This window comes from Candidatus Vallotiella sp. (ex Adelges kitamiensis) (assembly GCF_020342435.1).
Taxonomy (GTDB): Bacteria; Pseudomonadota; Gammaproteobacteria; order Burkholderiales; family Burkholderiaceae; genus Mycetohabitans.
In genome coordinates, this window is sequence record NZ_CP080504.1 from 354,240 (window position 1) to 366,319 (window position 12,080).

Consider the following 12,080-nt stretch of genomic DNA (forward strand, 5'->3'; position numbering starts at 1 on the left):
CATACAAGAATTAATCCCAAAGGCAAGTCATGAACGTAGGTTTTGTTGGTTGGCGCGGCATGGTCGGCAGCGTCCTAATGCGGCGTATGCAGCAGGAGTGCGATTTCGACTTAATAGAACCAGTTTTCTTCAGTACTAGTAATGTAGGTGGTTCAGCACCAGTATTTTCAAATTCAAAGCTGAAGGGAGCATCAAATCTTGATGAATTAAAGCGCTGTGACACAATTATTACATGCCAGGGAGGTAGCTATACCCAAAATATCTATCCAAAACTACGCGCATCTGGATGGCATGGATATTGGATTGATGCAGCATCTACTCTGCGGATGAAAGATGATGCGGTAATTATTTTAGATCCGATTAATCTGGATATGATTCATGATGCACTGATGCGTGGCGGGCGCGATTTCATTGGTGGGAATTGCTCTGTGAGCTTAATGCTAATGGCACTAGGTGGATTATTCCAGCGTGATCTGATCGATTGGGTAATCGCGATGACATATCAGGCTGCATCTGGGGCTGGCGCGCAAAATATGCGCGAGCTTTTATCTCAGATGGGAACATTGTATAACGCGGTTGAGTTGCAATTAGCTGATCCTACATCATCTATCTTAGATATCGATTACCGCGTGTCTTCTATAATGAATAGTGCCGCTCTACCGATAGAATATTTCGGCGTGCCTCTGGCTGGTTCACTTATTCCATGGATCGATAAAGATCTAGGAAATGGCATGTCAAAAGAAGAATGGAAGGGTAGTGCTGAGACGAATAAAATCCTAGGCCGCTCAGGAATTAGTGAGTCTAAGCCTATTCCAGTTGATGGATTATGCGTACGTATTGGTGCAATGCGCTGCCATTCTCAAGCACTGACAATCAAGCTAAAAAAAGATGTGCCGCTCGACGAGATTAATCATATGCTGGCAACAGCAAACGATTGGGTAAAAGTTATATCGAATGAGTGTCATGCATCAACACATGAGCTGTCGCCAGCTAACGTGACCGGTACATTATCGGTGCCGATCGGCAGATTGCGCAAGCTTGCGATGGGGGGAGAATATCTAGCAGCATTTACGGTGGGCGATCAGTTGTTATGGGGCGCTGCCGAACCACTGCGCCGAATGTTGAGAATTTTAATTGAGCACTGATCTGTAAGGTAATAAACCTATATGCGAAAAAATAATAGTACTTTAAATCGTGTAACAATTTTTATAATTTTTTTATAAAAAAACTACTTTAACGACTATACACATTATAGATTTATCCTAAATAGGTGTATATTTTAACGACACTGAAAGTGCTCTAATAAATTTTAGATTTAGAGGCTGTGTACTATACCATTACTGTAATAATCAAAGTATTTTTGCTGAGGCCGTGAATACAGCCCTCTATTTATGCAAGAAGATCTAAACGGTATTATCGTACCGCACTTCCACTAATCACAGTTTGCTGATTATCTGACGTCTTACTATACGCTGTCGCAGCACTAGCATTTAGCTATCGAGTGTGTACGATTTAGTAATTATTATTGATCTGGTAAACTGATAAGGCTTACCTGTAATAAGTTTGATCTAGACGCAGAATACATCGATTTAAGCGATCTAGCGCATGCATACGACAGAAAAATCACCATGTCAAGTAATTCAATATTATTGCGCGAAACGCGGGGGCTGCGCAACGCGCTTGCCCCGCATTGAGCGGGGGTGAATAATGCGTATCGCGCTAGGACTCCAGTATGATGGATCCGAATTTCTCGGATGGCAAGCGCAGCCACATGGTAATACTGTGCAAAATGCACTTGAGCGCGCGTTAGAGCACTTCGCACGAGTACCGTTGTCTACTGTTGTAGCTGGCCGTACTGATAGAGGTGTACATGCGCTTGGTCAGGTTGTGCATTTCGATACTCAACTTGACCGATCAGAATCTTCATGGGTTCGTGGAGTTAACGCGTTTTTGCCGGAGAGTATTGCAGTACAGTGGGCTAAGTCAGTATCTCCGACTTTTCATGCGCGCTTTGCTGCATTTGAGCGTGTGTATTTTTATGTGCTGTATGCACACGCTGTACGCTCGCCAATGCTTGCTAGGCGTGCCGGCTGGGTTCATGCAGCGCTAAATGTTGAGATGATGCGAGAAGCTGCTAAGCATTTAATTGGTAAGCACGATTTTTCGTCGTTTCGCTCGCCTAATTGCCAAGCGAAGACACCTGTCAAGCATCTATATGCGATTGATATCGTTGAAGATGGGTTGTTTGTGCATCTGCGCTTTCACGCGAATGCGTTTCTATACCACATGGTACGTAATATCATGGGTTGCTTGATATTAGTAGGCCGGCGTAAGTATCCAGCTTGTTGGATAGCTGAAGTACTTGCTACTCGAGATCGCAAGGGCGCAGCATCAACGTTCATGCCAGATGGCCTATACTTGCTACAAGTAAGTTATCCTGATTATTTTGGTGTGCCACCGTCTAATCTTACATGTTTGCCGTTCCAACAAGGAATAAGCTTATAATTAAGCTTACTGCTATTATGTTCTTCAAATCAGATTGCCACGTGCGACGTACGCGCGTGAAGTTGTGTGGCTTATGCAGCGAGGAAGATGTCGATTGGGCGGTCACACTCGGCGCAGACGCAATTGGCCTCGTCTTCTACCCACCTAGTCTACGTTATGTAAGTATTGAGCTTGCTGCAGCTTTAGTACGCCGTGTTCCTGCATTTATTTCTGTGGTAGGGCTCTTTGTTAATGCTGATGACATTCTGTTTGAGCGAGTGATTAATACAGTGCCGCTTGGAATCTTGCAATTTCACGGTGACGAGACGCCGCAGCGTTGCAAGACCTTGGCAGACCGCGCAAAGCTGCGTTGGCTGCGTGCACTACATGTCGGGCCAGATACTAGGTCAACTGATCTAATTAAATTAACCCGCCATTATGGTTGCGCGACAGGCTTGCTACTCGATACGTTGGTTGATGAGTATGGCGGAGGCGGAGAAGTTTTTGATTGGTCACTAATACCATTGGAGATTGCGCATAAAGCTATTCTTAGTGGTGGATTAAATATAAAAAACGTATCGAATGCTATTCATCAAATACGACCGTACGCTGTGGATGTATCTAGCGGCATTGAGAGTGCTAAAGGCGTAAAAGATTATACCAAGATGGCAGCGTTTATTGCTGCCGTTCAGGCTGCAGATATGGCATGGTCTGCTATAGAAAGCCACTAAATAGTGAACTCGCATAGCACGTGGGCTTTCATAGGGCGGTCTTTATCTGAGGAGAGTGTTGTAATGTATAACTTACCTGATGAGCGGGGTCATTTTGGTCCATATGGCGGTATCTTCGTCTCTGAAACCCTACTTCATGCACTTACTGAGTTGCGTAAAGCATACAGAAAATACCGACAGAATCCCGAGTTTGTTGATGAATATGCGCGCGAGCTGAAGCATTTTGTCGGACGTCCATCACCGATCTACCACGCGAAGCGTTGGAGTGAGCTACTCGGTGGTGCGCAGATTTACTTAAAGCGTGAGGACTTAAATCATACTGGCGCACACAAGATTAATAATGTGATTGGACAGGCGCTGCTAGCGCAGCGCATGGGTAAGTTGCGTGTTATTGCGGAGACAGGAGCTGGACAACATGGCGTAGCTACAGCGACGATTGCTGCGCGTCTAGGCATGGAGTGCGTAGTATACATGGGTGCCGTAGATGTACGTAGACAGGCGGCAAATGTTTATCGAATGAAACTGCTCGGGGCAACCGTTGTGCCTGTTAACTCAGGCTCGCAAACGCTGAAAGATGCATTGAATGAGGCGATGCGAGATTGGGTCTCGAATATTGAGGGCACATTTTATATTATCGGTACCGTGACTGGCCCGCATCCTTATCCAATGATGGTGCGTAATTTTCAGTGCGTGATTGGCGACGAGTGTCGAGTGCAAATGATAGAGTTAGTCGGTCGTCAGCCAGACATAGTGATTGCGTGTGTAGGGGGCGGATCAAATGCAATGGGCATTTTTTATCCATATATTGACGATATAACAGTTAAATTAATTGGCGTGGAAGCGGCTGGCGATGGAGTGGAAACGTGTAGGCACGCGGCATCACTGATCAGCGGCTCGCCTGGCGTCCTACATGGTAACCGAACTTATCTGTTACAAGATGAAAACGGACAAATTATCAATACGCATTCAATCTCTGCTGGACTGGATTATCCAGGTGTCGGGCCTGAACATGCGTGGCTACACGATATCGGCCGTGCACAATATGTTGGGATCACAGATGATGAAGCTCTAAGCGCATTTCATAACTGCTGCCGCATTGAAGGTATCATCCCTGCGCTTGAGTCCAGCCACGCGCTTGCATATGCGGCAAAGATTGCCCCTAGCCTGGGACGCGACCAGCTATTGCTAGTGAACCTATCAGGCCGTGGCGATAAAGATATACATACAGTAGCTGAGCGTGCCGACATTACATTTTAAGGGCGCTGCCGTAATACGATACTAATTATGATACGGGATGACGGATCTTGTAAACGAGTTAAACCTAGAAGTAATCAAGTCAAACTGAATGACAGAGAATATAGTGAGTTAGCGCTCGTCGCGCTACAGTCGTGCGATATCTTACCCGGAGTTGCATTATGCAATCTCGATTTTCTCACTGACGCGGATAGCGTGGAAGACCGGTCAGTTGACCTCATTTTAGGTGATCCGCCATACGGGCTAGGAAAAGACTATGGTAATGATTCAGACAAGCGCACTAGCCAAGATTTTATCGCGTGGACCTACCGCTGGCTTGAAATAGCGCTTCCAAAGCTTAAGCTAAGCGGATCACTATACATATTCTGCACGTGGCAATATGCGCCAGAGATTTTCTGCTTCTTAAAGCGCCGGCTTAAAATGATCAACGAGGTTATTTGGGACCGACGTGTGCCAAGCATGGGTGGAACGACACGTCGATTTACATCGGTGCACGATAATATTGGCTTTTTCGTGACATCAAAAAACTATTACTTTGATCTAGACTCAGTGCGTATTCCGTATAATTCCCTTATGAAGAAAGCTCGAACTCGCAGTATTTTTAAAGGCAGTAAATGGCTTGAGCTTGGCTGTAACCCAAAAGATATTTGGTCAGTGTCACGCCTACATCGCCAGCACGCCGAGCGTGTCTCGCATCCAACACAAAAGCCACTAGAGATTATTGAAAGAATGGTGCTATCCAGTTGTCCCCCCGGGGGTTTAGTGCTTGATCCGTTCATGGGCAGTGGCACTACTGCTGTAGCCTGTGCACGTCACCAACGCCGCTTTATTGGCTATGAGATTAATCCAGAATACTGCGCACTTGCTCGCCAGAGATTAGCTAAACTAGACGTGGGCAGCGTTCTCCCAAACGAGACCTTATAGCATGTCTAGAATTGAAATAAAGTTTGCGGAGTTGGCTCGAAATCGCCGTAAAGGGCTCATTTCATTTATGACTGCAGGCGACCCAGACTCCGCTCGTACAGTCGAGTTTATGCACGTGTTAGCTTCTAGCGGCGCTGATATTATCGAGCTTGGTGTGCCGTTCTCAGATCCTATGGCTGACGGCCCTGTGATTCAGCGCTCATCTGAGCGTGCACTAACGCGTGGTATCACATTACGGCGCGTGCTCAACGACGTACGCACATTTCGTGAGTATAACCGTGATACACCTGTAGTTCTGATGGGATATGCTAATCCGATTGAGAAGATGGGGCGCGAGGTTTTCGGGGTCGAGGCACGTAAAGCTGGCGTTGATGGTGTATTGGTAGTTGACTATCCGCTCGAGGAAGCCGTTGAATTTTCAGACACAATACGCAGGCACGATATTGATCTAATTTTTATGATTGCGCCGACATCTACCGCAGAGCGTATTCTTAAGGTAAGACGCCTGGCAAGTGGTTATCTCTATTATGTATCCCTTAACGGAGTAACCGGTGCTATAAATCTCGATATTTCTAATATCGCAGGTAAAATACCGGCTATCAAGGCACAGATACCTTTACCGATAGGGGTCGGTTTTGGAATTCGCGATGCTGAAACTGCTCGAGCGGTCGCCGAGGTCAGTGATGCGGTCGTAATTGGTAGTTGTATTGTTCAACTACTTGAACAGACGCCAAAGCAAGATGCTATTCGGATGCTTAAGACTTTTGTTTCTGAAGTACGTCAAGCGTTAGACTATATAGTCTAACGCTATGATGACATAGTATGATGCAACTACGCATCAAGGAATTTTCATGAGTTGGCTAGATAAACTACTTCCTCCAAAGATCAAGCAGACAGATCCGCGTAGCCGAAAAAGTATCCCGGAAGGACTATGGGTCAAGTGCCCGAACTGTGAAGCTGTGCTTTACCGTAATGATATCCAGGAAAATATGCATGTGTGCCCAAAGTGCGATCAGCATATACGAATTAGTGCAAGAGAGCGCTTAGATATGTTGCTTGATCCGGATGGCCGCTATGAAATTGGCTATGAGATCCTACCGGTTGATGCCCTAAAGTTTAAAGACAGCCGTAAATACACAGATCGACTTAAGGAAGCGATGAATGAAGCTGGAGAGACTGATGCGATAGTTGTGATGGGTGGTATGATCCATACGTTGTCAGTCGTAGTTGCTTGCTTTGAGTTTGGGTTCATGGGTGGCTCGATGGGATCAGTTGTTGGCGAACGCTTTGTTCGTGGGGCGAAAAATGCGCTTGAGCAACGGGTCCCATTTATTTGCTTTACCGCATCAGGTGGCGCGCGGATGCAGGAGAGCGTACTATCTCTGATGCAAATGGCTAAAACTACGGCGATGCTTACAAAGCTTTCCACGGCTAATCTGCCATTCATATCGGTGCTAACTGATCCAACGATGGGTGGCGTATCCGCTAGTTTCGCTTTTCTGGGCGATCTTGTGATTGCTGAACCTCGTGCACTCATCGGCTTTGCTGGCCCACGCGTGATTGAGCAGACGGTACGAGAGAAACTTCCGGAGGGTTTTCAACGGTCAGAATTCTTGCTACAAAAAGGTATGATTGACATGATTGTGGACAGGCGCAAAATACGGAACAAAATCGCTCAATTAATCGCGTTATTAACGCGCCGGCCAGCGGACGCAGTTATATAAAGCGCTGGCGCTCTGTACTAGGGCTTTATGACAGTTTTTATAAACCTTCAGGATTGGCTTTTATATCTAGAAACTGCTTATCCAGTTGGTATTGATATGGGACTAGTGCGTGTTAAGTCCATCAAGACAGTGCTTAATTTACAGTTTAACTGTCCCGTAATCGTAGTAGGTGGCACTAATGGAAAGGGGTCAACGTGCGCTATTTTAGAAGCAATTCTTCTAAATGCTGGCTATCACGTAGGATGCCATACGTCGCCGCATCTAATGGAATTCAACGAACGGGCACGCCTGGATGGCTTTAACGCAACCAATGATGAACTGCTACCGCATTTTTATGCCATCGAGACTGCAAGGTTGTCGTTACCACAAGCAGTTTTATTGACTTATTTTGAGTTTACGACACTAGCAATTATGCATTTATTTGCATCCCGACAGCTCGATGTAGTAATCCTAGAGGTTGGACTAGGTGGCCGCCTCGACGCAGTAAATATTATCGACGCTGATTGTACCATCATTACTAACGTCGATTTAGACCACCAGCATTATATTGGCGATACGCGGGAGCTAATTGGCCACGAAAAGGCAGGGATCTTTCGTTCTGGAAAGCCAGCAATTATTGGTGATCCGTTACCTCCGTCTAGCGTAGCTCAACATGCAAAGTCGATTAGCGCTGACTTGTGGCTATTCAACCGTGATTTTTGCTATGAGTGTCATATTAGTAGCGGGAGACAGCAATGGAGCTATCGCGGCCGCTCTCTGAAACATGTAGGGTTAGCATATCCAGCGCTACGCGGTGCCAATCAGTTACTAAATGCTGCGTCCGCACTCGCTGCCCTTGAAGCATTGCATGAGCTCTTACCAGTTAACTCACAGGATATACATCTTGGATTAGAGAGTGTTAGGTTGCCGGGGCGTTTCCAGGTGTTACCTGGTAGACCAGTGATTGTGCTAGATGTGGCACATAACCCTCACGCGACTGCTATTCTGGCAAAGAATCTAAGCAATATGGGCTATTTTCCATATACTTATTCAGTGTTCGGAGCCATGGCTGACAAAGATATTTCAAGTATGCTTGCGTACTTGAAAGACGAAGTCCATTATTGGTGCATCACTAAATTACCTACATCGCGTGCGATCAGTGCGGTTGATATTAAGAAAAGATTAATAGCACTTGGTATACCGCACGACAATTTTAGCGCATCCTCAGGTACATCTATTCAGCAGTTTGAAAATCCATGGCTTGCCTATAAGAATGCACTCAGCCGGGCGTCTAAAAGTGATAGAATTGTTGTTTGGGGTAGTTTCTATACGGTATCCAGCGTAATGGCCTACCTTAAAATCAGGGAAGTATCCGTACAAAGCGAAGACCAGTTAAGCTAGTATCCTGTTTAGCTTCGCTATGACCATATGAAATTATTTTCTTTCCGTAGTAAGGATAATCTAGACCCATTACAGGCCACTGCGCGGGACTTTGCTAGCCAAATAAGCCAGCGGCGGCGGGCCGCTAATCGTCATCCTAATCTACATTCCATGTTGTTTGACCTAAAGCCGCTTGATAAACGCCGTGCTCGTCAGCGTTTGATCAGTGCGATTGTGCTTATTATAGGAGCTGTAGTTACACTACCGCTGATTCTTGACTCTTCCCCAAAAACCATAACTGACGATATTGTCATTCAGATCCCATCGAAATATGAGTTAGTGCCAGACAATCTATCTCGTAGAGAAACTCTAATCGCAGCTGGACAGACTCGAGCACCAAGCAATGCAAACACGTCACTCAATTCGGTAAGCTCTGGTAGTAAACCGAATATTCCTACCGGTAATCGCTACGTGGCGCAATTAGGTGCATTGAATAATAATAGAGACGCTCAGAATTGGGTAAGTCACCTAAAGGCTATTGGTGTACCGGCTTATTTAGAACGACAGTACAAATCCGACGGCAGGGAGGAACGCATTTTATTATTCGCCGGTCCTTTCTCTGATCGTTCGGAGGCCGCTGATGCGGTGACGAAGATACGCCGCGCGGTCAACCTAATATTAAGACCCTAACGAAATAGTGGTTAGTAAAAACGGCTAATGCATGATAGATAAGACGTTAACCGCTTTCGACTATATTGTAATCGTGGTCATTATTCTATCAGTGCTGCGCGGTATATGGCGGGGGCTCTTAGCAGAATTATTTGGATTAATTGGATGGGTCGTCGCTATGATTAGTTCTGCGATCTATGTACCAATACTAGTAAGCTATATACCGGCGAACTGGCCTGGCGGCGCGTTAATACAGTACCTAGTCGCGTTCTTTGGTTTGATTTTAGCTATATTACTTATTTTTAGTATAAGCAGAGCGTTAATTATACGGCTTGCTAATATCGGCGGGCTACAGGGTATTGATCGCATGTTAGGCATGCTATTTGGTCTAATACGAGGATTTCTACTGGTACTCTTATTAGTGGCACTCGCTCAGTTAACAGAACTGCCACAACAGAATTTTTGGTGCCATGCGATATTTAGGCCTTATACCGAACGTTGCTTGCATGAACTAAAACCGTTCCTGCCAACTGTAATAGCAGTATATATGCCCTTCTAAGCATCATCTTAGTTCAATTTTCAAGGGACATGCCATGTGCGGCATCGTAGGTGTAATTTCCCAATCTCCCATTAATCAGTTGATCTATGATAGCTTACTGCTGCTTCAGCATCGAGGCCAAGATGCTGCTGGTATTGCAACAGTTAACGGCAGTACATTTCACATGTACAAAGCTAACGGTATGGTGCGCGATGTGTTTCGTACTCGCAACATGCGCTCGCTGTTAGGCAACTGCGGAATCGGGCAGGTTCGTTATCCAACTGCTGGCTCGGCTAGTAATGCTGAAGAAGCCCAACCGTTTTACGTAAATGCCCCGTTTGGTATTATCTTTGCACATAATGGAAATATAACAAACTGTGAACGGCTCAAGGACGAGATGTTCCGTATTGACCGCCGACACATTAATACAAGTTCTGACTCTGAAGTCTTACTTAATGTATTTGCACATGAGCTTCAGTTATCTACGACCGGATTTTCCCTAGAGCCTAACGCAATCTTTAAAGCAGTTTCTGGGGTATACCGACGAGTAAAGGGTTCTTATGCGATTGTTGCTCTGATTGCTGGATATGGATTGCTAGCATTTCGCGATCCGTATGGTATTCGGCCTCTAGCTATTGGTAAGCATGAGACTAAGCAGGGTTCTGAATGGATGATTGCGTCTGAATCAGTTGCCCTTGAAGGAAACGTTTTTAAGTTCGTAAGAGACGTAGCACCTGGAGAGGCTGTGTTTATTAGTATGGATGGCATGATGCACACAAGGCAATGCGCAAAGCATCCTAGTCTAAATCCGTGTATTTTTGAGCTAGTTTATCTAGCGCGGCCTGATTCAGTACTCGATGGTGTACCCGTCTACAACGCGCGACTACGCATGGGCGATTACTTAGCTAAGAAAATTAAGCGCACTCTACCCGACACGCAGATTGATGTTGTAATGCCGATTCCTGATTCATCACGGCCAGCGGCGATGCAGGTTGCAAAAAAGCTAATGATCGAATATCGAGAAGGTTTTTTCAAGAATCGCTATGTTGGTCGTACTTTTATTATGCCCGGTCAAGCGGTACGCAAGAGATCAGTACGCCAAAAGCTTAATGCAATGGCGGTCGAGTTCAAAGGGCGTAATGTACTGATTGTCGATGATTCAATCGTACGTGGAACTACGTCACAAGAAATTATACAGATGGCACGCGATGCTGGCGCGAACAAAGTCATTTTTGCTTCAGCAGCACCACCAGTACGCTTTCCAAATGTGTATGGAATCGATATGCCAACCCGTAGTGAATTAGTGGCATATGGTAGAACTGACCAAGAAGTAGCGCAGATTATAGGCGCTGATGCACTTGTTTACCAAGACGTCGAGGATATGAAACAGGCGGTGCGTGATACGAACCCAGAGCTATGGAATTTTGAGGCATCGTGCTTTGATGGACACTACATTACTGGTGACGTAACAGCTGAGTATCTAGATAAGATAGAACAGATTCGATTTAATCTAATACCACAGCAGTTAGAGGGTAATATAACTGGAGAAAGAAACGACCGCCCGCAATTTCATTTAAATTTATCGTTTGAATAGTAAGCAATTTACCGATACGAGATACTTAAACCCTACTATCCGAGACTACCCGCAGTTTATTAACTGTGGTCTAGGTAAGCGACAAGATAATACGCTTCAACTTATTAATAACTTATATACCCAGTATTACTGGGTAATACTCACTCCTAAAATATTTTTAATCTCTCTAGATTAATGTTCACTAAGACCTTAAGGCTCTAGACTGACTTAATAATATATTTTTATCTAGATATCAAGATAGCTAAAAATGAATTCTGAATAGAACGTAGCACAGGAATAATATGCTATTAATACTAAAGTTTTTTGTTTACTATTATCCTATCAAATCATGTTTATATAAACCCCTAATAGAGAATGACGTTTAATAAAGCTTGCTAGGGCTACATAGATAGCAGGCTAAAATTTCTAGCTATCTAGAGATAGCTTATCATTATTAATGAAGTAATTATTTTTGTGGAATTAAATTTTTCAAATACAAATGATTCTTCTTCAAGAAGAGATAGAACTCTTTCAGTTAAAAAAATATAATATAGAGTTTTCTAAAATTTAGAGAGTCAAATATATATATAATAGAGCAATTAGATTTGAATCTAAAACATTAGTTCACTTAATTACTAAAAAGCAGAAAAGAATTTCTACTTTTTAGTAATCTTTTTAGAAAACTGTTAAGTTAATGCTATCAAACATTAATGGTAGGCCGTACTGGACTTGAACCAGTGACCAACGGATTAAAAGTCCGCTGCTCTACCAGCTGAGCTAACGACCCAATTAATCTAAATGATATCGTTAAAAAATAGACTAGT

At 44.5% G+C, this 12,080-nt stretch carries 11 protein-coding genes and 1 tRNA gene; 11 read left to right on the top strand and 1 reads right to left on the bottom strand.

Going from position 1 to position 12,080, the window contains the following annotated elements:
* Positions 1-29: 29 nt before the first annotated feature.
* The 11 genes from asd (at position 30) to purF (ending at position 11,277) form a co-directional block, all read left to right on the top strand.
* The gene (gene asd, locus K0T93_RS01400; protein ID WP_225721621.1) at positions 30-1,145 is read left to right on the top strand and encodes an aspartate-semialdehyde dehydrogenase; all 1,116 of its coding nucleotides are present in this window, start codon (positions 30-32) and stop codon (positions 1,143-1,145) included.
* Between the two features lie 562 nt (positions 1,146-1,707).
* A complete protein-coding gene (truA, locus tag K0T93_RS01405; RefSeq protein ID WP_225721622.1) occupies positions 1,708-2,505 on the top strand; it encodes a tRNA pseudouridine(38-40) synthase TruA in 798 nt (265 codons plus the stop codon).
* Between the two features lie 17 nt (positions 2,506-2,522).
* Entirely contained in the window at positions 2,523-3,215 is a 693-nt protein-coding gene (locus K0T93_RS01410; RefSeq protein ID WP_225721623.1) for a phosphoribosylanthranilate isomerase, read from the top strand.
* Between the two features lie 63 nt (positions 3,216-3,278).
* Positions 3,279-4,472: a tryptophan synthase subunit beta gene (gene trpB, locus K0T93_RS01415; protein WP_225721624.1), complete on the top strand. Its 1,194-nt coding sequence runs from the start codon at positions 3,279-3,281 to the stop codon at positions 4,470-4,472.
* A 27-nt stretch (positions 4,473-4,499) separates the two neighbouring features.
* Positions 4,500-5,393, top strand: coding sequence for a DNA-methyltransferase (locus K0T93_RS01420; RefSeq protein ID WP_225721625.1), 894 nt, complete (start codon positions 4,500-4,502; stop codon positions 5,391-5,393).
* Between the two features lies 1 nt (position 5,394).
* Positions 5,395-6,198, top strand: coding sequence for a tryptophan synthase subunit alpha (gene trpA / locus K0T93_RS01425; protein WP_225721626.1), 804 nt, complete (start codon positions 5,395-5,397; stop codon positions 6,196-6,198).
* A gap of 46 nt (positions 6,199-6,244) precedes the next feature.
* Positions 6,245-7,117 carry an acetyl-CoA carboxylase, carboxyltransferase subunit beta gene (accD, locus tag K0T93_RS01430; RefSeq protein WP_225721627.1) on the top strand — a complete coding sequence of 291 codons (873 nt, stop codon included), beginning with the start codon at positions 6,245-6,247 and terminating at the stop codon, positions 7,115-7,117.
* A 27-nt stretch (positions 7,118-7,144) separates the two neighbouring features.
* Positions 7,145-8,497 carry a bifunctional tetrahydrofolate synthase/dihydrofolate synthase gene (gene folC / locus K0T93_RS01435; protein WP_225721628.1) on the top strand — a complete coding sequence of 451 codons (1,353 nt, stop codon included), beginning with the start codon at positions 7,145-7,147 and terminating at the stop codon, positions 8,495-8,497.
* Between the two features lie 27 nt (positions 8,498-8,524).
* On the top strand, positions 8,525-9,166 hold the full coding sequence (locus tag K0T93_RS01440) for an SPOR domain-containing protein (RefSeq protein WP_225721629.1): 642 nt from the start codon (positions 8,525-8,527) through the stop codon (positions 9,164-9,166).
* Positions 9,167-9,197: 31 nt separating this feature from the next.
* Positions 9,198-9,704 carry a CvpA family protein gene (locus tag K0T93_RS01445; RefSeq protein ID WP_225721630.1) on the top strand — a complete coding sequence of 169 codons (507 nt, stop codon included), beginning with the start codon at positions 9,198-9,200 and terminating at the stop codon, positions 9,702-9,704.
* A gap of 34 nt (positions 9,705-9,738) precedes the next feature.
* A complete protein-coding gene (purF, locus tag K0T93_RS01450) occupies positions 9,739-11,277 on the top strand; it encodes an amidophosphoribosyltransferase (RefSeq protein WP_225721631.1) in 1,539 nt (512 codons plus the stop codon).
* A 690-nt stretch (positions 11,278-11,967) separates the two neighbouring features.
* On the opposite strand, the gene K0T93_RS01455 is transcribed toward purF, so the two are convergent.
* Positions 11,968-12,043: transfer RNA gene (locus K0T93_RS01455), tRNA-Lys, on the bottom strand.
* Positions 12,044-12,080 lie beyond the last annotated feature (37 nt).